General features: G+C 70.5%; 18 protein-coding genes. 7 read left to right on the top strand and 11 right to left on the bottom strand.

Features of this window, described 5'->3' with window-relative positions:
- Nucleotides 1–41 precede the first annotated feature (41 nt).
- Nucleotides 42–1802 carry a glycoside hydrolase family 3 protein gene (locus IEY73_RS11585; protein WP_373292777.1) on the top strand — a complete coding sequence of 587 codons (1761 nt, stop codon included), beginning with the start codon at nucleotides 42–44 and terminating at the stop codon, nucleotides 1800–1802.
- An 84-nt stretch (nucleotides 1803–1886) separates the two neighbouring features.
- Here IEY73_RS11585 and IEY73_RS11580 read toward each other — a convergent pair whose 3' ends face one another.
- From IEY73_RS11580 to IEY73_RS11555, 6 genes are all read right to left on the bottom strand, one after another.
- Nucleotides 1887–3308, bottom strand: a complete 1422-nt coding sequence (locus IEY73_RS11580) for an acyl-CoA carboxylase subunit beta (protein ID WP_189079156.1) — start codon at nucleotides 3306–3308, stop codon at nucleotides 1887–1889.
- Between the two features lie 22 nt (nucleotides 3309–3330).
- Nucleotides 3331–4557 carry a beta-ketoacyl-ACP synthase II gene (gene fabF, locus IEY73_RS11575; RefSeq protein ID WP_189079155.1) on the bottom strand — a complete coding sequence of 409 codons (1227 nt, stop codon included), beginning with the start codon at nucleotides 4555–4557 and terminating at the stop codon, nucleotides 3331–3333.
- A gap of 1 nt (nucleotide 4558) precedes the next feature.
- On the bottom strand, nucleotides 4559–4801 hold the full coding sequence (locus IEY73_RS11570) for an acyl carrier protein (protein ID WP_189079154.1): 243 nt from the start codon (nucleotides 4799–4801) through the stop codon (nucleotides 4559–4561).
- A 60-nt stretch (nucleotides 4802–4861) separates the two neighbouring features.
- Nucleotides 4862–5812, bottom strand: coding sequence for a beta-ketoacyl-ACP synthase III (locus IEY73_RS11565; protein WP_189079153.1), 951 nt, complete (start codon nucleotides 5810–5812; stop codon nucleotides 4862–4864).
- 88 nt (nucleotides 5813–5900) lie between these two features.
- A complete protein-coding gene (locus IEY73_RS11560) occupies nucleotides 5901–7070 on the bottom strand; it encodes an acyltransferase domain-containing protein (RefSeq protein ID WP_189079152.1) in 1170 nt (389 codons plus the stop codon).
- Nucleotides 7071–7199: 129 nt separating this feature from the next.
- Nucleotides 7200–8399 (bottom strand): PucR family transcriptional regulator, encoded by a 1200-nt coding sequence (locus tag IEY73_RS11555; RefSeq protein WP_189079151.1) that lies wholly within the window; start codon nucleotides 8397–8399, stop codon nucleotides 7200–7202.
- Between the two features lie 720 nt (nucleotides 8400–9119).
- Between IEY73_RS11555 and IEY73_RS11550 the strand changes: the two genes are divergently transcribed.
- From IEY73_RS11550 to IEY73_RS11540, 3 genes are read left to right on the top strand one after another with little or no spacing between them, the layout of a single operon-like run.
- Nucleotides 9120–9674 (top strand): TetR/AcrR family transcriptional regulator, encoded by a 555-nt coding sequence (locus tag IEY73_RS11550; RefSeq protein WP_189079150.1) that lies wholly within the window; start codon nucleotides 9120–9122, stop codon nucleotides 9672–9674.
- A 46-nt stretch (nucleotides 9675–9720) separates the two neighbouring features.
- On the top strand, nucleotides 9721–10182 hold the full coding sequence (locus IEY73_RS11545) for a sigma factor-like helix-turn-helix DNA-binding protein (protein ID WP_189079149.1): 462 nt from the start codon (nucleotides 9721–9723) through the stop codon (nucleotides 10180–10182).
- Nucleotides 10179–10943, top strand: a complete 765-nt coding sequence (locus IEY73_RS11540) for a hypothetical protein (protein WP_189079148.1) — start codon at nucleotides 10179–10181, stop codon at nucleotides 10941–10943. The genes IEY73_RS11545 and IEY73_RS11540 overlap by 4 nt, the downstream gene beginning before the upstream one ends.
- 18 nt (nucleotides 10944–10961) lie before the next feature.
- Here IEY73_RS11540 and IEY73_RS11535 read toward each other — a convergent pair whose 3' ends face one another.
- On the bottom strand, nucleotides 10962–11597 hold the full coding sequence (locus IEY73_RS11535; RefSeq protein WP_189079147.1) for a hypothetical protein: 636 nt from the start codon (nucleotides 11595–11597) through the stop codon (nucleotides 10962–10964).
- Between the two features lie 309 nt (nucleotides 11598–11906).
- The gene (gltX, locus tag IEY73_RS11530; RefSeq protein ID WP_189079146.1) at nucleotides 11907–13313 is read right to left on the bottom strand and encodes a glutamate--tRNA ligase; all 1407 of its coding nucleotides are present in this window, start codon (nucleotides 13311–13313) and stop codon (nucleotides 11907–11909) included.
- A gap of 141 nt (nucleotides 13314–13454) precedes the next feature.
- On the opposite strand from gltX, the gene IEY73_RS11525 reads away from it, so the two are divergent.
- From IEY73_RS11525 to IEY73_RS11515, 3 genes are all read left to right on the top strand, one after another.
- Complete coding sequence (locus IEY73_RS11525) at nucleotides 13455–14831, top strand: glycosyl hydrolase family 18 protein (RefSeq protein ID WP_189079145.1); 1377 nt, start codon at nucleotides 13455–13457, stop codon at nucleotides 14829–14831.
- Nucleotides 14832–15152: 321 nt separating this feature from the next.
- On the top strand, nucleotides 15153–15686 hold the full coding sequence (locus tag IEY73_RS11520; RefSeq protein WP_189079144.1) for a dihydrofolate reductase family protein: 534 nt from the start codon (nucleotides 15153–15155) through the stop codon (nucleotides 15684–15686).
- A 4-nt stretch (nucleotides 15687–15690) separates the two neighbouring features.
- On the top strand, nucleotides 15691–16074 hold the full coding sequence (locus IEY73_RS11515) for an ArsR/SmtB family transcription factor (protein ID WP_189079143.1): 384 nt from the start codon (nucleotides 15691–15693) through the stop codon (nucleotides 16072–16074).
- On the opposite strand, the gene IEY73_RS11510 is transcribed toward IEY73_RS11515, so the two are convergent.
- From IEY73_RS11510 to IEY73_RS11500, 3 genes are all read right to left on the bottom strand, one after another.
- Complete coding sequence (locus IEY73_RS11510; protein ID WP_229715759.1) at nucleotides 16064–18172, bottom strand: methyl-accepting chemotaxis protein; 2109 nt, start codon at nucleotides 18170–18172, stop codon at nucleotides 16064–16066. The genes IEY73_RS11515 and IEY73_RS11510 overlap by 11 nt on opposite strands.
- A 106-nt stretch (nucleotides 18173–18278) precedes the next feature.
- Complete coding sequence (gene aceE / locus IEY73_RS11505; RefSeq protein WP_189079141.1) at nucleotides 18279–21017, bottom strand: pyruvate dehydrogenase (acetyl-transferring), homodimeric type; 2739 nt, start codon at nucleotides 21015–21017, stop codon at nucleotides 18279–18281.
- A 162-nt stretch (nucleotides 21018–21179) separates the two neighbouring features.
- The gene (locus IEY73_RS11500) at nucleotides 21180–21584 is read right to left on the bottom strand and encodes a YjbQ family protein (protein ID WP_189079140.1); all 405 of its coding nucleotides are present in this window, start codon (nucleotides 21582–21584) and stop codon (nucleotides 21180–21182) included.
- Nucleotides 21585–21616 lie beyond the last annotated feature (32 nt).

The raw sequence follows: 21616 nt of genomic DNA, 5'->3' as shown, positions 1-21616 counted from the left end.
CCCGGCACGCCTGCGGCTGATCGAATGACGCGGTGAAGATGGTGTCGCGCGTCGTCCGGCGCTTCCCCGTGGCTCTGGCCGTCCCGCTCGTCCTGGTCGCCCCGCTGGCCCTGACCGCCGGGTGCGGTTCTGATGCGCCGCCGGCTCCCGCCGCTTCCGCCACCGCCCGCCCGTCGGGCCCTGCGCCGTCCGCCGGGTCGGCGTCGCCTTCCCCGTCGCCCACCGGTGATCCCGCCGAACGCGCCGCGGCGGCGGTCCGCCGGATGACCGACGCGGATCTGGCCGGCCAGGTGCTGATGCCGTACGCGTACGGCAACGACGCGACCCGGGTGGATGCGGCATCGATCGCGGGCAACCGGCAGATCGGCGGCGTGGACACCCCGGCCCAGATGATCACCAAGTTCCGGCTGGGTGGCCTCATCCTGGTCGGATTCAGCGCGCAGGACCCGACCGGCAGCACCAACCCGACCACCAACGTGGAAAACCCGGAACAGGTCCGCACCCTCACCGCGGGGCTGCAGCAGGCCGCGGCCGGGCTGCCCAGCGGCGCGCCCCTGCTCATCGGCACCGACCAGGAGTACGGCGTGGTGACCCGGGTCACGGACGGCGTCACCATGCTGCCGTCCGCCATGGGTTTCGGCGCCGCAGGCGCGCCCCGCCTCACCGAGACCGCCTGGCACGCCGCCGGTGCGGAACTCGCCGCGATGGGCATCAACCTGGACTTCGCCCCGGTCGCGGACACCCTCGGTGCGCAGGGCAGCGCGGTGCTCGGCTCCCGGGCGTACGGCGCGGATGCCAAGGCCAACGCCGAGCAGGTGGCGGCGGCCGTGCGCGGCCTGCAATCGGCTGGCGTCTCGGCGGCGCTGAAGCACTTTCCCGGCCACGGGCACACCACCGCGGACAGCCACGCCGAACTGCCCGTGGTCGAGCAGAGCATGAAGGCGTGGAAGAACCAGGACCGGCCGCCGTTCACGGCGGGCATCGCGGCCGGCGCCGACGTGGTGATGTCCGGTCACCTGGACGTCAAGGCGCTCGACCCAGGGGTGGCCGCCACCTTCAGCCACAAGGTCATGACCGATGTGCTGCGCGGCCAGATGAAGTTCACCGGCGTCGCGGTCACCGACGCGATGAACATGGCGCCGGCGAAGAAATGGTCACCGGGGGAGGCCGCGGTGCGTGCCCTGAACGCGGGCAACGATCTGCTGCTGATGCCGCCGGACCTGATCGCCGCCCGGGACGGGATCGTGGCCGGGCTGGCCGACAAGAGCCTTCCCCGCAGCCGCCTGGAGGAGGCAGTCACCCGGATCCTGACGCTGAAGTTCCGGCGTGCCGGCGCGGAGCAGCCGGAACTCTCCACGGTCAACTCCGCCGAGCACCAGCAGGCGGCGCGGGCCGCCGCCGCGGCGGCGATCACCGTGCTGCGCGGGTCGTGCACCGGGCCGCAACTGGGCGGCGTGGCGGTGACCGTGACCGCGGCGCGCGGGCGGGAGGTCGCGCGGGTGGCCCTGGTCAAGGCCTTGCAGGCGGCGGGCGTCGAGGTGCACGCCAGCGGCGGGAAGATCGTGCACCTGGTCGGGTACGGCGACCGGACGACCGACCTGCGCAGCGACGCCGATGTCACGGTCATGATGGACACGCCGTACCTGCTGAGCGCCGCCCGTTCCCCGGTGCTGATCGCCACGTACTCGTCCAGCCCAGCGTCGATGGCGGCGCTGGCCGACCTTCTCGCCGGGCGGGCGGACGCGCCCGGCCGCTCCCCGGTCGCCGTCTCCGGACTGCCCCGCAGCGTCTGCCGGACATAGGCCCGCAGCGTCGGCGGAAATGAGCGAGCCGCCCGGCCGGTGTCGGTGCACCGGCCGGGCGGCCCTGTGATGTCGCGTCGCGTCCTACAGCGGGATGTTGCCGTGCGTGCCCCGCGCGGCGGGCGCGGCGGCCAGCGCTTCGGCGATGCGCCGGCGCGTCTCCGCCGGCCGGATCACCTCGTCGACCACGCCGATCTCCAGCGCCCGGCCGACGCCGCCGGCCACCCGCGTCTGCTCGGCGATGAGCTGCTCGCGCAGCGCCTCACGCTCGTCGTGCGGAGCGGCGGCCAGCTTCTTGCGGTGCAGGACGTTCACCGCGGCGCTGGCACCCATCACCGCGATCTCCGCGTCCGGCCAGGCGAACACGGCGGTGGCACCCAGCGAGTGCGAGTTCATCGCGATGTACGCGCCGCCGTACGCCTTGCGCGTCACCAGCGTCACGCGCGGCACCACCGCTTCGGCGAAGGCGTGCAGCAGCTTGGCGCCGCGACGCACCACGCCATCCCACTCCTGGCCCAGACCGGGGAGGTACCCGGGCACGTCCACCAGCACGATCAGCGGCACGCCCAGCGAGTCGCACATCCGTACGAACCGGGCCGCCTTCTCCGCGCTGGACGCGTCCAGACATCCGCCCAGGCGTAGCGGATTGTTCGCGATCACGCCGACCGTGCGGCCACCGAAGCGGCCCAGCGTGGTGACGATGTTCGGCGCCCACTTCGCGTGCAGTTCCACGCCCGGAGCGTCCAGCAGCGCCTTCACGACCGGCTTCACGTCGTACGCCCGGCTGGCCTCCGCCGGCATGCTGGCGCCCAGGTCGTGGTTCTCGTCGCCGGTGGCCACGTCGTCGGCGACCACCCGGCCCTGGTGACCGAGCAGCGAGGCCAGCGCGCGGGCCTGGTCCATCGCCGTCTCGTCGTCCTTGGTGGTGATGTGCACGACGCCGGACCGCCGGCCGTGCGGCTCGGGACCGCCCAGCCGCTCCATGTCCACCTGCTCGCCGGTGACGCTGCGGACCACCTCGGGCCCGGTCACGAAGATGCGCCCGGCCTTGCTCATGATCACGATGTCGGTCAGCGCCGGTCCGTACGCGGCGCCGCCCGCGGCCGGGCCGAGCACCACGGATATCTGCGGCACCCGGCCGGAGGCGCGGACCATGGCGGCGAACACCTGGCCGACGCCGTCCAGGGCAACGACCCCTTCGGCCAGCCGGGCACCGCCGGAGTGCCACAGGCCGAGCACCGGGACTCGATCCTGCACGGCGGTGTCGATCGCGTCGACGATGCGGCGGCATCCGGCGAGGCCCATCGCGCCGCCCATCCGGGTGCCGTCGTTCGCGAAGGCGATCGCGGGCGTCCCGTTCACCTCGCCCCGCGCGAACAGCACGCCGGAGTCGTCGGCGGGCACCAGCAGGCGAAGGGTTCCCTGGTCGAAGAGGTTGCGCAGGCGCAACTCGGGATCGCGATAGTCGACGCTCGGCGCGTCGATGCCCGAAGAGGTGGTCGTCATGGCGTTCTCCTGATCGGTGAGGTCACACTCGGGTGAAGAGGAGAGCCACGTTGTGGCCGCCGAAGCCGAACGAGTTGTTCAGCGCGGCCGGGATCTCCATCGGACGGGCCTTCAGTGCGGCCACATCCAGGTCCAGTTCATCGTCGGGGTCGTCCAGGTTGATGGTCGGCGGGACGATGCTGTCCCGGATCGCCAGGATGGTGGCGATCGACTCGAGCGCGCCGGCGGCGCCGAGCAGATGGCCGGTCATCGACTTGGTGGAGGTCAGCACCGGATGGTCGCCGATCGCCTTCCGGATGCCGTGGATCTCCGCGATATCCCCGACCGGGGTCGAGGTCGCGTGCGCGTTGACGTGCACGACGTCCGTGCCGGACAAACCGGCATCGCGCAGTGCCATGGTCATCGCACGGATCCCGCCCAGACCCTGCGGGTGCGGCTGGACGATGTCATAGCCGTCCGAGGTGATTCCGGCACCGGCCAGCCGCGCATAGACCCTCGCTCCGCGAGCGGCGGCGTGGTCGGCGCGTTCCAGCACCAGGGTGGCGCAGCCTTCACCGAGCACGAAACCGTCGCGGGCCTTGTCCCAGGGGCGCGAGGCGCGTTCCGGTTCGTCGTTGCGCACCGACATCGCCCGCATGGAGGCGAAACCGGCGATGGGAAGCGGGTGGATGACCGCCTCGGTGCCGCCGGCCAGGACCACGTCGGCCCGCCCGGCGCGGATCAGGTCGTAGCCCAGCGACAGCGCCTCCGCGCCGGTGGCGCAGGCGCTGGCCATCGAGTGGACGCCGGCCCGGGCGCCCAGCTCCAGACCGACCCATGCGGCCGGTCCGTTGGGCATCAGCATCGGCACGGTGTGCGGGCTGACCCGGCGGGGCCCCGACGCCTCCAGGATGTCGTCCTGGTTGAGCAGGGTGGTGGCGCCTCCGATGCCGCTGCCGAGGCTGACCGCCAGCCGTTCCGGGTCGAGGCCGGAATCGGCCAGGCCGGCATCCGCCCACGCCTGATGGGCGGCGATCAACGCGATCGCCTCCGAGCGGTCCAGGCGGCGCATCTTGACCCGCTCGATGACCTCGGAGGGATCCACGGCGAGGTGTGCGCCGATGCGGACGGGCAACTGGGCGGCCCACTCCTGGGTGAGCGGTCCCACCCCGGAGCGGCCGGCGAGCAATGCGTCCCAGGTGGACGCGACGTCCCCGCCCAGCGGGGTTGTCGCGCCCAGCCCGGTGACGACGACGTCTGTGGAACTCATGTCAGTGGTTCGCCTCGATGTACGAAACGGCGTCGCCGACGGTCTTGAGGTTCTGCACCTCGTTGTCGGGGATCTTGACGCCGAACTTCTCCTCTGCCGCGACCACCACCTCGACCATGGACAGCGAGTCGACGTCCAGGTCGTCGGTGAAGGACTTCTCCTCGGCGACGTCGTCGGGGCTCACGCCGGCGACCTCCTCAAGGATCTCGGCGAGGCCGGACGTGATGTCAGCGCGAGTTGCCATGTGTGGTTCGTTCCTCTCGGGTGATGGGTACTGCTCGCGGGCAAATCGTCCGCCGTCCTGTCAAGGACAGCGGATGACCTGGCCGGCGTAGGTGAGGCCGCCGCCGAAACCGAACAGCAGCACCGGAGCGCCGGAGGGCACCTCGCGCCGCTCGATCAGTTTGGACAGGGCCAGCGGCACGCTTGCCGCGGAGGTGTTGCCGGACTCGACGAGATCCTTGGCGACCACACAGGCCGGGTTGAGGTCGAGCCGCTTCACGATGCCGTCGATGATGCGCACGTTCGCCTGGTGCGGCACGAAGGCGGCCAGCTCGTCCGGACGCACGCCGGCCTTCTCGCAGGTCTCGCGGGCGAACGGGGCGAGCAGGGTGGTGGCCCAGCGGAACACCGCTTGGCCGTCCTGCCGGATGTACGGCCGCCACCCCTCGATGGTCAGCGCCTCGCCGCGTTCCGGGGCGGAACCCCACAGCACCGGGCCGATGCCCGCCTGCTCGCCGTCCGGCACGGCGGTCACCACCGCCGCCCCGGCACCGTCGCCGAACAGCACGGCCGTGCTGCGATCGGTCCAGTCGGTCAGGTCGGACAGCTTCTCCGCGCCGATGATCAGCACGTTGTGTGCCGCCGCGGCCCGGATCGCGTGGTCCGCGGTGCCCAGCGCGTACGAGAACCCGGAGCATGCGGTGTTCAGGTCGAAGGCGGCCGGGGTCGCGATGCCGAGCCGGCTAGCCACCCGCGTCGCCACGTTCGGGCAGCGGTCCGCCGAGGAACAGGTCGCCACCGCGACCATGTCGATGTCCGCGGCCGTGAGGCCGGACGACGCCAGCGCCTTCTCCGCGGCGAAGGTGGCCATGTCGGCGACCGTCTCCTGGTCGGCGACGCGCCGCTCGGCGATGCCGACCCGGTCACGGATCCACTGGTCGTTGGTGTCCATGACCTGGGCGAGGTCGTCGTTGGTGACGACACGCGAGGGCTGGTAGTGGCCCATCGCGACGATGCGGGAACCTGCGGTCATCAGAGCGCTCCTTCGGCCGCGACGGAACGGGGGATCAATGCGCCTCGGGCGCGGGCCGGACGGGGGCGCCGCACGGCGTCTGCCCGGGTCACGACGGGCCGCCGATGCGGGCGACTGGCTGTCCCGGTGCCACCGGATCGTCGTCGCTGGCCAGCCACTCGGTCAGGACGCCGGCCGCGTGCGCCGTCACCTCGACCGAGCCCTGCCGGGTCATCACCTGTCCGACGGCCTGGCCGACGGCGATGGTGTCGCCTTCCGCGAGGCCGTCCACCGGGCGGAACATGCCCGCGCTGTTCGCCACGACCACCCAGAACAGGGGCGTCGGCTCGTGGGTGGGCGCCATGCCGTGCCGCGCGATCAGGTCGCGGGCCGCGGGCAGGTCGGCCGGTGTGTTCAGGGTGACGATCTCGGGTGCGCCGTCGCCCTTGAGCTCGCGTTTGATCAGGCCCGCCAGCGTGCCTGCGGGAGGCAACTCGACGATGCCGGTGACGCCGAGATCACGCATGGTACGCATGCACAAATCCCAGCGCACCGGCGAGGTGACCTGCCGGACGAGGCGCTGCAGCATCTCTCGGCCGTGGATGACCGCGGCGCCGTCCATGTCGGACAGCAGGATGCGTGCGGGGTCCGTCGTGGTGACGCCGCCGGCCATCGCCGCCAGCGCCTGCTCGGCGGGGGCCATGTACGGCGTATGGAACGCGCCGGCCACCTGCAACGCTCGTACGCGTGCCGATGCGGGTGGTTCCTCGGCGAACTTGGCCAGCGCATCCAACGCGCCGGCCGCGACGATCTGACCGGCGCCGTTACGGTTGGCCGGGTGCAGGCCGTGCCGGGCGATCGCCTCAACGACCTCGTCCGCGTCCCCGCCGAGCACGGCGCTCATCCCGGTCGGGTCGAGCGCGCAGGCGGCGGCCATCTCTCGGCCGCGCACGCCGGCCAGGGTGATCGCGGTTTCGCCGGACAACACCTCAGCGAGCGCCGAGGCTCCGAGCTCTCCGACGCTGTGCCCGGCCACCAGGGCGACGTCATGCATGGGCAGATGCTCGGCCGCGAGCAGCGAGGCGGCCACGAGCAGCGGCTGGGTCCGCGCGGTGTCCTTGATCTCCTCCGCGTCGGCTTCGGTGCCGAGGTGGATCAGATCCACCCCGGCCAGCGCGGACCACCAGCGCAGCCGGGATTCGGCTCCGGGCAGTTCGAGCCATGGAGCGAGAAATCCGGGCTTCTGTGATCCCTGACCGGGAGCGAGAACGGCGAGCACGTCTTCGACTCTTCCTGATCAACCGGCGACAAGCGGTAGCTGCCAGGCACGAAACCCTCCTACCAGCGTTGGAGGTTTCCTACAAAAGGTGAGTCGGTTTGTTGCTTTGGCGGCTTTTGTCAGCACCCGTCAAGTCGCCGGGTCGAGCCGTCCGATGGCCAGCGCCATCCGCAACGCGAACGCGTCCCGGCCGTCCAGCGGGGACAGGCCCGTCACCTCGGACACCCGCTTGAGCCGGTATCGGACGGTGTTCGGGTGCACGTACAACTCACGGGCCGCGCTCTCCAGCACGCCGCCGGCGGCGAAGAACGCGTCAAGCGTCTCCAGCAGGCCGCCGCCCGCGCGTGCCACCGCGCCGTACGCGTCATGCCGCAGGGCACGGCGGGCCTCCATGTCGCCGGCCAGGGTGCGCTCCGGCAGCAGGCCGTCCGCGGAGACCGGTGTCGGCGCACCCGGCCAGGCAGGCGCCGCACGGAAACCGGCCAGCGCCGACCGCGCCGACTCGGTGGCCTGATCCAGTGACGGCACGGCCGGGCCGACCACGATCGGCCCCGAGCCGAACGCGGGTGCCAGTTGACCGGCGATGGCCAGCGGATCGGTGGCGCCGCCCATGACCACGACCAGCCGGTCACCGTGTACGCCTCCGACCACCTCGATCCGCGCCCGCCGGGCCGCCCGGTACACCGTGTGCAGCACCGCGGTGATGTCCCCGCCCGGCGAGCGGCCCACCACGACCGCGACCGGCGGCGCATCCGCCCAGCCCAGCGCGGCGGCGCGGCTGGCCAGCACGTCGGCGGAATCGCCGCGCAGCAGGGCGTCCACGAGCAGCGCCTGCAGCCGGGCGTCCCAGGCACCGCGCGACTCCGCCGCGCGGGCGTACACCCGTGCCGCGGAGAAGGCGATCTCCCGGGAGAACTTGAGGATCGCCGTGGTCAGCGCTTCCTCTTCACCGTCGGCGGCCAGCTCGGTCACCTGGGACTCGGCCACATCGATGGTCACCTTGATGAGGGCGACGGTCTGGGTCAGTGTGATCGACCGGGCCAGGGCCCGCGGCGCGGCGGCGAACACCTCGTCGGAGATCTCCTGCGTGTCGGCGGCGAGGGTGCCGCCGGAGCGGAGCCACTCGACCAGCGACCGGACTCCCGCCTGGGCCACCAGCATCACCCAGGAACGCTGGTCGGCAGGTAACACCCGGAACCAGGGGAGCGTCTCTTCCATGCGGGCCACCGCAGACGAGGCCAGTGCACCCGCATGACGCTCGATGTGCACCAGCGTGGCGGCCAGCGGCGCTGAGCTGGGCGCCTGCTTCGAACGTGCCGTTTGTGCCACGGATCCAGCCTTTCACGGCGCACCCCAGAACCGACTGCGCTCCCGTCGGTTGTCTCATTGGCGGTATTTGACGGTTGTCGCCGTGCGCCTGTGCCGCGGTTTCGGTCGGTGACCTGGCAAGGTGTCATCCCTGGGGCACCGCCGGGCCGGCGACGCGACGAGGCGTCCGCCCGGCACGACCGAGATGTGGACGCAACGGGGCGTCAAATGCGCGCCGCGCGGGCGAGCGGCGCAGGGATGGCCGGTGCGGTGGCGGTTCGAGCCCGAAGGATCCGCCCCCGGCGACCGAGAGGCGCAGGCCGGACGGCGAGGCACGGGTGCGAACCGCGATGGTGCTCGGGTAAAGCCGGGTGCGCACCTGCCGATGGAACGGCAATGCCGTCGAGACCGCGGTTCGCGCGGGGTGAAGGAGGCAAGATGCCGGAACGGGACCACGGGCAAGTGCCAGCACGGGACAACGCCGCTGCCGCACAGGCCGCGCTCACCGCCGTGGCCGAGATTTCCGCAAGCCGTGCTTCCAGCGGCTGCCGCACCCGGCTGCACGGTTGGGCGGGAGGCCATCTGCACGGTGCGGTCCGGCCGCGGCGCAGGGCCCCCGGCCATGGGCGTCCACCCAGCCGGTGGTGCTGAGGGGGCGGTCTCGGACGGTGTCTCACCCGAGAGGGTGAGGCACGGCGCGTCGCGCGGGTTCGGGCTGTTCCAGGGCGACACCGTGATGTGGTGGACGACAAGAGACGGCTGATCCTGGACCAGGCGCTCGCTCTGGTCGACGAACGCGGGCTGGCCGCCATGTCCATGCGCGCCGTGGCGGAGCGGGTGGGGCTCACCTCCATGGCGCTCTACCCGTACGTGGGGGGCAAGGACTCGTTGCTCGACGGGCTCGTCGACCTGCTCAACCTGGAGCTGGACGCTGCGTACCGCAACGGGCAGACGGAGCTGGACTGGCGGCAGCGTCTGCGCGCGCTGGGCCGTGCCGTGCGCGCCCTGGCACACGCTCATCCCGGTGCCTTCCCGTTGCTGCTGAACCGCCCCGCGGCGGCCGCTTCGGCGTCCTGGCTGGCCGCGGCGCTGCGCGGCATCCTGCATGATGCTGGGCTGCCGCCGGGCCGGGTGCCGGGGATGGCCCGGATGATCTGCGCCCTGCTGCTGGGCTACTGCACCGGCGAGGTGACCGGAGGTCTGCCGGACGCCTCGGCGCGGACCGCCGAGGAGGACTACGACCAGGCGATGGTTGATCTGACGCGGTTGGTGGAGGTAGCCGTACGGGTGGGGTAAGTACATTTTGCCCCGATGTGAACGCTTGTTGCCTATAACAGGAGGCATGGACAGCGACGACGAAGCTCTGCGCGAGTTCGTCACGAAGAGGTACCCACGCCTGCGCCGCTCGGCGTTCCTCATGGGCGGGGACTGGTCCCAGGCCGACGAACTGGCCCGGGACACTCTGGCGAGGCTGATCACCGACAGCCAGCGCGGCGTCGTCGCGGATCCCGACGCGTACGCCTTCGGCGAGCTGATGGCCGCGTTCCGGCGCCGGCCCGGCCGTCGCGAGCACATCTTCGTCGCCGCACCGGACTGTCCCGGCGCGCAGCCGCGAACCGTGCTGATCCTCGACGCCCTGCACCGCCTGGCCCCCCGGTGTCGTGCCGTGCTGGTGCTGCGGCATGTCGACGGCTTCGCGGTGGACGAGACAGCGGACCTGCTCGGCATGGACGACGCCCAGGTCGAACGCTACGAAGCGGCCGGTCTCGCGGCCATGGAGACGATGCTGGCGACATCGGGATGATCGAGCTCGGCCGCGTCCTCGACGACGTCTTCGACGGCGAACCCGGCGCCGACGGGGCGGTCGACGCCGTCTACCGCCGTGCGGACGAGATGCGCCGCCGCAAGATCCGAGCGGTCATCTCCGCCGGACTGGCCTCGGCCGCGGTGGTGGTCGCGGTCGGCTACGGCGTCGCCACGCTGGTGATCCCCCGGTCCGCCGCGGGCACACCGGGCGCCGACCCGGCGGCCAGCGGGTCGGCGGAACCGCCGGACCAGGTGCTCGCCGCCCTTCGCCCGGTGGTCGGGGACGACCTGATGGTGCTGCCGCGGCATCCGAGCCGGGGTGCCGGCTGGCGGCAGTATCTGACGGTCGGCACGGACGGCCGGTCCCGCGGGCTGATCGAGGTCAGCGTCTACGACGCACCGGACGACCTGTGCTTCCCAGTGCTCGCCGATGCGGGCGCCTGCGCGCGGCCGGAGCACCGCGACGGCGTCGACTTCGTCCGGTACGCCTTCGACAGCGACGTGGATTGGCAGGTCAACGAGGTGATCGCGCGTCGGCGGGCGGACGGCCGGACGATCGTGGTGCTGGCCACGGGGGAGCGGGGCACCGGGAGCGCCGCCGCTGGACGCCCACCGCTGACCGGCGCGCAAGCGACCGAGGTGGCGACGGCGGGCACCGTGGCGGCGGCGTTCGACGGGGGAGAGCAGTGCAACGGACCCGATCCGGTGTGCCCGGTCCTGCGGGTGCGGGTGCCGGTGCCGGCTCCGGTCGACGACTGACAGCCAGGATCTGCAGCGTCAGACCCGGCGGCGGATCAGGAAGGCGATGCCCGCGAGGCCGAGCAGGATCACCCCGAGGACCGCGCCGTTGAGCAGGAACAGCCGTCGCATGTCGTCGAACACGCCGCGGGCGGTCGCCATCGGGTCGATGTCCTGGGTGGTGACCTCTTCACCGATGCCGCCGCCGATGCCGCCACTGGTGACGTCGGCCTTCTCGGCCAACGGTGCGCCCGCGATCCGCAGCGACTCGGACATGGTGAGCCGGCCGTAGAACCACCCGTCGGTCTTCTTCCCGGCGGGCTGCTTGGCCGGGCGGTGTGCCCGCGGCCCGCCGCTGGCCAGCGGGTAGAGGTCATAGACCTGCTGCGCCTTGTCCTTGATCAGCACGGTCATGGTGTATTTCGGCCCGAGCTTGTCCTCCTCGGGAGCGCTGGTCTGCGGCTTGGCCGTGGCCAGCCAGTTGACCTCGCTCAGCAGGCGGCCGAACAGTGCCGCCTTCGCCGATTTCTGCACCACGATCGGGCTGTCGCCGAGTTCCTTGCTGGCGATCTTCACTGCGGAGGGAGTGGGTTTCTTCGGCGCGGCATGCGCGCTGGCCGGCATGACGCCGACCGCCACGACCGTGGCGACGGCGAACGCGCCAACCGTCGCCATGATGCGTGTGAATGCCCCTCGAACCACCGTCCGGCCTCCCCGCCCCGTTGGTTGGACACGGCTGAAATTCCACTGCCGCCTCGTCAGCGTCCCCTGCGGATCCCCAGTGGCGCATCCGGAGAGCAAGCAATTTGTTGCTATCTGTGATCTGCGCCGTACGTTCGGAGATTCGCGCTGCATGAGGCGACGGTCATTGATCGATGACGGGATACTACCCAGCCCGGGCGACGCATAACCTGCTCGATCACCCGGGCCGCGCATAGTCATACCGGTATGACGCCGGATCGATACCGGATGGTTGCAATCGCGTTAAAGCTGGGCTCGGGCGGCGGCAATCCGGGCCAGTGTCCGGTCGCGGCCGAGCACCTCCAGGGACTCGAAGAGCGGCAGGCCAACCGTACGTCCGGTCACCGCCACGCGTACCGGTGCCTGGGTCTTGCCCAGCTTGAGCCCGCGTTCCAGGCCGACCTGCTCCAAGGCCGCCTTCAACGGTTCCGCCGTCCACGACTCGACGTCGGCGAACGCGCGCGCGGCGGCGTCCAGGATCTCGGCGGCACCCTCCTTCATCGCCTTGGCCCAGGCGCCCTCGTCGGAGGCGGGCCGGTCGAGGAAGAGGAAGTCGACGTAGTCAACGATCTCGGCGAGCGTCGCGATGCGGGTCTGCGCCAGTGGGGCGACCGCCGCGAACACCTGCGGATCGAAGGCTGCCGGATCCCACGGCGGCGCGGCGATGGTCCCGGTGCCGGCCAGCCACGGCGCGCAGACCGCGGTGAACTCCGTCGGCGACAGCGCCCGGATGTAGTCGCCGTTGAACGCGCGCAGCTTCTTGATGTCGAAGAAGGCCGGCGCGTGGCTGACCTCGGCGATGCGGTACTCGTCCTCGATCACCGACCACGGGACGATCTCCCGGTCGCCGGACGGCGCCCAGCCGAGCAACATCAGATAATTGCGCATGGTGGCGGCGAGGTAGCCCTCATCCCGGTACGCCTCCAGGGCCACCTTGTCCCGGCGCTTGGACAGCTTCTGCCGCTTCTCGTTCACGATCACCGGCACGTGCGCCCAGACCGGCGGCGTGGCACCCAGTGCCTCCCAGAGCATCTGCTGTTTGGGCGAGTTGGGCAGGTGCTCCTCGCCGCGGATCACGTGCGTGATGCGCATGCTGAGGTCGTCGACGACGTTGGCGAGCAGGAAGACCGCCGAACCGTCGCTGCGGGCGACGACGAAGTCCTCGATCAGCTTGTTCTCGAAGGTGGGCTTGCCGCGGACCAGGTCCTCGACCACGGTCTCACCGTCGTCGGGCGTGCGGAACCGCAGGGCGCGTCCCTCGCCCGGCCCGAGCTCGCGATCCCGGCAGAAGCCGTCGTATCCGGTGTGCTTGTTGCCGGTGCGCGCCACCACGTCGTCCCGCGTGCAGTCGCAGTAGTACGCACGCCCCTCGCCGTACAGCCGGGTGGCCGCGGCGGTGTGGTCGGCCGCGTACGACGACTGGAAGTACGGGCCTTCGTACGTCCCGCGCTCGATGCCGAGCCAGTCCAGCGCCGAGAGGATGCCCTCGGTCCACTCCGGACGGTTGCGGGCGGCGTCGGTGTCCTCGATGCGCAGCACGAAGACACCGTCGTGCTGCTTGGCGAAGATCCAGTTCTGGAGGGCCGAGCGGGCGCCGCCGACGTGGAACATTCCGGTTGGAGAAGGGGCGAAGCGTACGCGTACTGTCACCCGCCCAGCCTACGGCGACCGTCCAGGAGGATTCCCCGGACCTGGCGTGCCCGCATTGACGATTATTAGTAAGACTTCCTAATATTCGACGACCCGGTCATCCCCGCGGCGCCTGCCGGTGCCGGACAGAAGGGTTCCCCCATGTCGCGTACCTCAAGAAGAATGGCCGCCGCGGCGGCCACCGTCGCCACCGCGGCCTGCGGCACCGTTGCCGCCCTCGCCGTGCAAGGCACCTCCGAGGCGGCCGTGCTGCCGAACGGTTTCCGCAGCGTCGGATACATGCCGTCCTGGTCCGGCAGCGTCACCGCCGTCCAGTACTCGAAGCTCACCCACATCAACTACGCGTTCGCGCTGCCCAACGCCAACGGCACGCTCCGGCCGATCGAGAACACCGGCAAGCTTCAGCAACTGGTCAGCCTCGGCCACCAGAACAACGTCAAGGTCTCCCTCGCCATCGGCGGCTGGAACGACGGCGATGATTCCGCCTTCGAGGCGCTGGCCGGCAACTCCGGAGCGCGCGGCACCTTCGTCAGCAACGTCGTCAACGTCGTCGACCAGTACGGACTCGACGGCATCGACATCGACTGGGAGTACCCCGACCCCGGCCAGTCGGCGAACAACTACACCGCGATGATGCAGCAGCTCAGCTCCGCCCTGCACGGCCGTGGCAAGCTGCTGACCGCGGCCGTGGTCAGCGGCGGCGGCACCGCGAACGGCGTGCAGACAGCCGTCTTCTCCGCGGTGGACTGGCTCAACATCATGGCGTACGACGGCGGGAGCCCCCACGCCAACTACGACTGGTCCGTCGACAGCGCGAACTTCTGGAAGGGCCGCGGCCTGCCCGCGTCCAAGACCGTGCTGGGCGTGCCGTTCTACAGCAGGCCGGGCTATTACACGTACGCGCAGTTGGTGGCGATGGACCCGGCGAACGCCAACCGTGACTGCACGACGGTGAGCGGCACCCAGCAGTGCTACAACGGTCTCCCGACCATCCGGCGGAAGACACAATGGGCGCTGGGCAACGCCGGCGGCATCATGAACTGGGAGCTCTCGCAGGACGTGACGGGCGCAAACTCGCTGGTGAGCGCCATCTATGAGACGGCGACCGGAGGCACGCCGCCGACTCAGCCGGGTGGTCGCACCGGGCGGATCACCGGCATCGCCGGCAAGTGCGTCGATGTCGCGGCGGCCTCCAGTGCCAACGGCACGGCCATCCAGTTGTACGACTGCAACGGCACCAACGCGCAGAGCTGGACCGTGGGTGACGACGGCTCGGTGCGAGCCTTGGGCAAGTGCATGGACGTCACGGCGGCGGGTACGGCGAACGGCACCAAGATTCAGCTATACGACTGCAACGGCACGGGCGCCCAGCGGTGGACGGCACAGTCGAACGGCACCCTGGTGAACGCGGGAAGCGGCAGGTGCCTGGACGCGACGGACAACAGCTCGGCGAACGGGACAAGGTTGCAGATTTGGGACTGCTTCGCGAGCCCTAACCAAAGGTGGACCCTGCCCTAACCACCCCACCCCTCCCACCCCAACCCCCCTCCCACCCCCGCCCCCTCCCGCCCTGCCCCTCCCGCCCTGCCCCCTCCCGCCCCCGCCCCCTCCCCGTGCGGCCGAGCCGCGCCGACTCGCGCGCGATCTTGGAGTTTTGGGTCCGACATGGCTCCCTTTAGTGGGGCATATCGGGCACCAAATCTTCAAGATCGCCGCAGTGCGGGCGGCGCGGGCGGCGCGGCGGCGGCTCCGGGTGGGGTGAGGGGATTGACACCGATCCGTGTGGGCGATAGTTTACCGATCAGCTAATTAACCAGACGGCTAAGTGGGGAGGGTGCGATGGGCAAGCTGGTCGCCGTGGAGTACGTGTCGCTCGACGGGGTGTTCGAGGAGCCGGTGTGGAGCGGGCCGTACTTCAATGACGAGCTCGGCAGCTTCCAGGACGACAACCTGTCCGAGGCCGACGCGCTGTTGCTCGGGCGCAAGACCTATGAGGGCTTCAAGGCCGCCTGGCCGAGCATGGAGGCGCAGACGGGGGACTTCGGCAAGAAGATGAATTCGATGGGCAAGCACGTGGCGACCACGACGCTCAACGAGCCCGAATGGAACGCCTCGTTCCTGCCCGGCGACATCGCCGCGGCGGTGGCGGAGCTGAAGGAAGGGCCGGCGAACCTGCTCCTGAACGGCAGCGCCGCCCTGCTGAACCACCTGACGAAACACAACCTGGTCGACGAATACCGGATCATGATCTATCCGGTGGTGCTCGGCGAGGGGCGCAAACTGTGGCATGACGGTACCAAGATCGCGCTGAGCCACACCAAGTCCTGGACCACGAAGACGGGCGTCCAGGTTGTCACGTACGTGCCGGCCTGAGACGGTGGCGGCCGACCATCTGAGCCTGATCTTCGGCGCGCTCGCCGACCCGACACGCCGGGCCATCCTGGCGCGCCTGGCTGACGGGGAGACGACCGTCAACGAGTTGGCGTCGCCCTTCGACATGACGCTGCCGGCCATCTCCAAGCATCTGAAGGTCTTGGAACGGGCCGGCCTGATCTCGCGCGGCCGGGATGCCCAATGGCGGCCGTGCCGGCTGGAGGGCGGCGCGCTGCGCGAAGCGTCCGACTGGGTGGGTCGCTACCGGCGTTTCTGGGAGTCCAGCTACGACGAGCTGGAGGCGCTCATCGAGGCGGGGGCGCCGGCGACCGGCGCGGAAGCGCCGGCCGCCGACGCCCCCGCGCCGACGGAAACGATCACACCGTGAACCGGCCCACCAGTTCGGTCAGCCGCCGGGCGGTGGCGTTGAGTTCGCCCGCCGCCTGGTGGGAGGCGTCCACCGCGTTGCGGGTGCTGTTCACCGCGTTGCTGACCGCCCCGATGCCGGTGGCGATGTCCTCGCTGCCCGACGCCACCTCGCTGATGTTGCGCGCCATCTCAGCGGTGGTCGCCGCCTGCTCTTCCACCGCCGCGGCGATCGCGTTCTGATAGTCGTTGACCTTGCCGATGGTGGACGTGATCGCGTTGATGGCCTCCACCGCGCGGGCCGTGTCGCCCTCGATCGCGGCCACCCGCGCGGTGACGTCGTCGGTTGCCTTGGCGGTCTCCTGAGCCAGGTCCTTGACCTCGCCGGCGACCACCGCGAACCCCTTGCCGGCGTCGCCCGCGCGGGCCGCCTCGATTGTCGCGTTGAGGGCCAGCAGGTTCGTCTGCTCGGCGATGCTGGCGATCAGCCGCACCACGTCGGCGATCTTGGCGGTGGAGGTGCGCAGTTCGTCGATGACGCCGGACGCGGTGTTGGTCAGTCCGACGCCCTCGCTGCCGGCCGCGGCCGCGTCCTGCGCGTTGCTGGAGATCTCGCCGATCGACGCGCCCATCTCCTCGGCCCCGGCCGCGACGGTCTGCACCACCTGGTTGATGCCTTCGGCGGCGCGGCTGGCGACGTCCGCACGGCCCGAGGCGTCCGCCGCGGTGCCGGTCAGTTCGCTGCCGGAGGAGGCAACGATGCCCGCCGACTCGGACACGGCACGCGAGGCCGTGGTCACCTCGGCCATCAGTTCCCGCAGCTCCGTCGCCGCGGAGTTCAGCGCCTCGCCCGCCTGGGCGATTTCGTCCCGTCCCTGGTCGGTGACGGCGACCGTCAGGTCACGCTTGGCGAGCCGGGCCAGCCCGCTGGTGAGCCGGCGCAGCCGGGCGGCGATGTGGCGTGCCTGCCATGTGGCTACGATCCCGCCGAGCACCGCGAGCAGCACCGCGGCGACGAGGAAGGCGACGAGCATGTTCCGGCGGCCCTCCCGGACCGCGTCGGCCGCACCGGCGGTGTCGGCGTCGTAGCCGTCCACCGAGATCGCCCATTTGTAGGGCGCGTAGTAGGTGACCTCGGCGGTCGTCGCCCCGGCCGGGGCGCCGGAGGCGCCGGGCAGCTTGTAGGTTCCCTCCCAGCTTTCGCCCGCACCGAGCTTCGGCGCCTCGGCGACGATCTGCTCGACGTACTTGGCGCCGTTCGCGTCGGTGGCGTCCAACTGGGTCTCGCCCACCTGGTCGGGGAGGCTGGAGGCGATGACCCGTCCGGCGTCCGCCGCGGCGGCGCTGTAGACGGTGACCGAGCCGTTCTCGTGCACGTTGCGCTTGGCGATCGCCGCGGTGAGGTTCTCCAGGGCGTCGACCTGCTTCACTCCGACATAGACGGCGCCGACGATCTTTCCGGAGGAGTCCTTCACCGGGTCATAGGCGGTGATGTACCAGTCGTCCACCACGAAGGCCACGCCGCGGTACGGCTTGCCCTCCTTGATAGAGGTGGCGACCGGGTTGGGGGTGCCGTCCGGGTTCTTCGCCGGGATGTAGGTGCCGACGGCCCGCTTTCCGTCCGTCTTCCGTACGTTCGTGGACACCCGCAGCAGGTCGCCCGCCTCGTTCATGCGCTGGAAGACGGTGACCGTGCCGCCGACCACGTCCTGCACGTCGTCGACGTACGGCGCACGGGTTCCGAAGGTGGTGATCTGGCCGAGCCATTTGCCGCCGACGGTCATCCGCGGCAGCCGTACGGTCTTCGCGTCCTTGGTGTACTGGTTGACCGCGCTCCACCGCGCGGTGCCGTTCGCGAGCCGGATGCCGCCCTGCTGGCGCAGCACCTCATGCGCGCTGTTCATGTCCCGGTTGACGCCGTCCTGGATTTCCCCGCCGACCGTGCTGACCAGGGACGTGATGTCCCGCGAGGCGTCGTCGAGCGCCTCCTCGGTCAGGTGGGACACCTCGACGGCGGTCCGGTCCGCGAAGGCGCCGCTCTGCCAGGCGCCGACGGTGAACAGCACGGCGGCGGTGCCGAGCACTCCGCCGAGGCCGAGGGCCAGAAGTTTGTGGACCATTTGCGGACGCAGCACACCCATGTCCTGCTGTTCGGCCGCGATGTCCGAAAGCTGAGGGGGTGTGCCCGGAAAATGGGCACACCCCCGTCAGGAGTTCACCGGCTGCTCAACTGTCTCCGCCGGTTTCGCCCACCGGCGCCGCTGTGACGTCGTCGATCGCGTACTTGCTGGCCGCCTCGGCGGGCACGTGTGCCGGGACCTGGCCGCGCAGCGCGAGCTGGCGCAGCGTGGCCACGGTGACCGACTCGGCGTCCACGTGGAAGTGCCGGCGCAGCGCGTGCCGGGTGTCGCTCATGCCGAAGCCGTCGGTGCCCAGCGAGGTGTAGTCGTTCGGCACCCACCGGGCGATCAGGTCCGGTACCGCGCGCATGAAGTCGCTGACCGCCACCACCGGCCCCTCGGTGCCCTCCAGCTTGCGCTGCACGTACGGCGTACGCGGCTCCTCGCCCGGGTGGAGCAGGTTGTGCTCCTCGGTCTCCACCGCGTCGCGGCGCAGCTCGGTCCACGAGGTCACCGACCACACGTCGGCGGCCACGCCCCAGTCCTGCGCCAGCAACTGCTGGGCCTTCAACGCCCACGACATGCTCGACCCGGAGGCCAGCAGTTGCGCCTTCGGTCCGTCGCCCTGCGCGGCCGGAGCATATCGGTAGATGCCCTTGAGCAGGCCCTCCACGTCCACGTCGGCGGGCTCGGCGGGCTGCACGATGGGCTCGTTGTAGACGGTCAGGTAGTAGTAGATGTTCTCCTGCTTATCGCCGTACATCCGGTGCAGGCCGTTCTCCACGATGTGCGCGATCTCGAACGCGTACGCCGGGTCGTAGGCCACCACGGCCGGATTCGTCGCCGCGATGAGCAGCGAGTGCCCGTCCTCGTGCTGCAGGCCCTCGCCGTTCAGCGTGGTGCGGCCCGCGGTCGCGCCCAGCAGGAAGCCCCGCGTCATCTGGTCGGAGGCCGCCCACAGCTCGTCCGCGGTGCGCTGGAAGCCGAACATGGAGTAGAAGATGTACAGCGGGATCATCGGTTCGCCGTGCGTCGCGTACGACGTGCCGGCCGCGATGAAACTCGCGGTGGAACCCGCCTCGTTGATGCCCTCGTGCAGGATCTGGCCGTTCGTCGCTTCCTTGTACGACAGGAACAGCTCCCGGTCCACCGACGTGTACGTCTGCCCGTGCGGCGAGTAGATCTTGCGGGTCGGGAAGAGCGAGTCCATGCCGAACGTGCGGGCCTCGTCCGGGATGATCGGCACCCAGCGCGCGCCGAACTCCTTGTCCTTCATGACGTCCTTGAGCAGCCGGACGAACGCCATCGTGGTGGCGATTTTCTGCTTGCCGGAGCCCTTCTTGACGCCGCCGAACGCGGACGAGTCCGGGATGTGCAGCGGGATGGTGGTGGTGCGTCGGGACGGCAGATAACCGCCCAGCTCCCGGCGCCGCTGCTGAAGGTACTGGATCTCGTCGGACTTCTCGCCGGGGTGGAAATACGGCGGCAGGTAGGGGTTCTCCTCTAGCTGCTTGTCGCTGATGTCCAGGTACAGGCGGTCGCGGAAGCCCTTGAGGTCGTCCAGGGTCAGCTTCTTCATCTGGTGCGTGGCGTTGCGCGCCTCGAAGTGCGACCCGAGGGTCCAGCCCTTGATGGTCTTGGCCAGGATCACCGTCGGCTGGCCGGTGTGTTCCATCGCCGCCTTGTACGCCGCATACAGTTTGCGGTAGTCGTGGCCGCCGCGCTTGAGGTTCCATACCTCGTCGTCGCTCATGTGCTCGACCAGCTTGCGGGTGCGCGGGTCGCGGCCGAAGAAGTTGTCCCGCACGTACGCTCCGGACTCGCCCTTGAACGTCTGGTAATCGCCGTCCGGCGTGACGTTCATCAAGTTGACCAGCGCGCCGTCGGTGTCCGCGGCGAGCAGCGGGTCCCACTCGCGGCCCCAGATCACCTTGATCACGTTCCAGCCGGCACCCCGGAAGAACGCCTCCAGCTCCTGGATCACCTTGCCGTTGCCGCGCACCGGGCCGTCCAGCCGCTGCAGGTTGCAGTTGATGACGAAGGTGAGGTTGTCCAGCTCCTCGCGGGCGGCCACGCCGATCGCGCCGAGCGACTCCACCTCGTCCATCTCCCCGTCGCCGAGGAACGCCCACACGTGCTGGTCGCTGGTGTCCTTGATGCCGCGGTTGTGCAGGTAGCGGTTGAACCGCGCCTGGTAGATCGCGTTCAGCGGGCCCAGCCCCATGCTGACCGTCGGGAACTCCCAGAAGTCCGGCATCAGGCGCGGGTGCGGGTAGGACGGCAACCCGCCGCCCGGGTGCGACAGCTCCTGGCGGAACCCGTCCAACTGGTTCTCGCCGAGCCGGCCCTCAAGGTAGGCGCGGGCGTACATGCCGGGGGAGGCGTGCCCCTGGAAGAAGATGTGGTCGCCGCCGCCGGGGTGATCCTTGCCGCGGAAGAAGTGGTTCATGCCGACCTCGTAGAGCGAGGCCGACGACGCGTACGTGGAGATGTGGCCGCCGACGCCGATCTCCGGGCGCTGTGCCCGGTGCACGAGCATCGCCGCGTTCCACCGGATGAACGCCCGGATGCGCCGCTCCACGAACTCGTCCCCGGGGAACCACGGCTCGCGCTCCGGCGAGATGGTGTTGATGTAGTCGGTGGCGGTCAGCGGCGGGACGCCGACCTGCTTCTCCCGGGCCCGTTCGAGCAGCCGCAGCATGACGTACCGGGCTCGTTTGGCGCCGCGTTCGTCGATGACTCCGTCGAGCGACTCGACCCACTCGCTGGTTTCCTCGGGGTCGATGTCCGGAAGCTGGCTCGGCAGGCCGTCACTGATCACCGGGCGCTTGCGTTCCGTGGCCACAGGCATTCCTCTTGGTCGGGTGTCGAACCGTACGACTCGTCGTGTGGGCCGCACGGAATTGCTTACATCCTGCCCCCTTTCGGTGTCCGTCGTCACGCCTACCTGGTGGGTGGGCGACGCGCGACACAGGTACCCGTCGGTAACCTTGCGGGGGCCGGACGATCAGCCGGCGAGGAACGAGAACCGCACCTGCCGGGTCGGGTTGTCACCGTTCGGGTCGACCAGGCAGATCGACTGCCATGTGCCGAGCGCTATGCGGCCGTCGATCACCGGCAGTGACGCGTACGGCGGAATCCAGGCCGGCAGCACGTGATCCCGGCCGTGTCCGGGCGAGCCGTGCCGGTGCCGCCACTTGTCCTGCGCGGGCAGCAGGTCGTCGATCGCGCTCAGCAGATCGTCGTCGGAGCCGGCACCGGTCTCGATGAGGGCGAGCCCGGCCGTCGCATGCGGCACGAACACGTGCAGCAGGCCGTCGCCGGCGCCGCTGACGAACTGCTCGGCCTCCCGGGTGATGTCCCGCACTGCCGGACTGCCTCCGGTCCGGACGGTGATCGTTTCGGTGCGCATCCGTCGAGTCTGCCGCACCGTCCGGCACCCCA

The sequence above is a fragment of the Mangrovihabitans endophyticus genome (assembly GCF_014646155.1).
GTDB lineage: Bacteria > Actinomycetota > Actinomycetes > Mycobacteriales > Micromonosporaceae > Actinoplanes > Actinoplanes endophyticus.
The sequence above is the reverse complement of the archived record's forward strand: the minus strand, read 5'-3'. Positions and strand labels throughout refer to the sequence as shown.

What these genes read in the sequence shown, in the direction of transcription:
- IEY73_RS11520 (WP_189079144.1), top strand. Translation starts at nt 15,153, where the DNA reads ATGGGCAAGCTGGTCGCCGTGGAGTACGTGTCGCTCGACGGGGTGTTC.
- IEY73_RS11510 (WP_229715759.1), bottom strand. Translation starts at nt 18,172, where the DNA reads ATGGTCCACAAACTTCTGGCCCTCGGCCTCGGCGGAGTGCTCGGCACC.
- fabF (WP_189079155.1), bottom strand. Translation starts at nt 4,557, where the DNA reads ATGAGTTCCACAGACGTCGTCGTCACCGGGCTGGGCGCGACAACCCCG.
- IEY73_RS11570 (WP_189079154.1), bottom strand. Translation starts at nt 4,801, where the DNA reads ATGGCAACTCGCGCTGACATCACGTCCGGCCTCGCCGAGATCCTTGAG.
- IEY73_RS11525 (WP_189079145.1), top strand. Translation starts at nt 13,455, where the DNA reads ATGTCGCGTACCTCAAGAAGAATGGCCGCCGCGGCGGCCACCGTCGCC.
- IEY73_RS11540 (WP_189079148.1), top strand. Translation starts at nt 10,179, where the DNA reads ATGATCGAGCTCGGCCGCGTCCTCGACGACGTCTTCGACGGCGAACCC.
- IEY73_RS11500 (WP_189079140.1), bottom strand. Translation starts at nt 21,584, where the DNA reads ATGCGCACCGAAACGATCACCGTCCGGACCGGAGGCAGTCCGGCAGTG.
- IEY73_RS11580 (WP_189079156.1), bottom strand. Translation starts at nt 3,308, where the DNA reads ATGACGACCACCTCTTCGGGCATCGACGCGCCGAGCGTCGACTATCGC.
- IEY73_RS11535 (WP_189079147.1), bottom strand. Translation starts at nt 11,597, where the DNA reads ATGGCGACGGTTGGCGCGTTCGCCGTCGCCACGGTCGTGGCGGTCGGC.
- IEY73_RS11565 (WP_189079153.1), bottom strand. Translation starts at nt 5,812, where the DNA reads ATGACCGCAGGTTCCCGCATCGTCGCGATGGGCCACTACCAGCCCTCG.
- IEY73_RS11545 (WP_189079149.1), top strand. Translation starts at nt 9,721, where the DNA reads ATGGACAGCGACGACGAAGCTCTGCGCGAGTTCGTCACGAAGAGGTAC.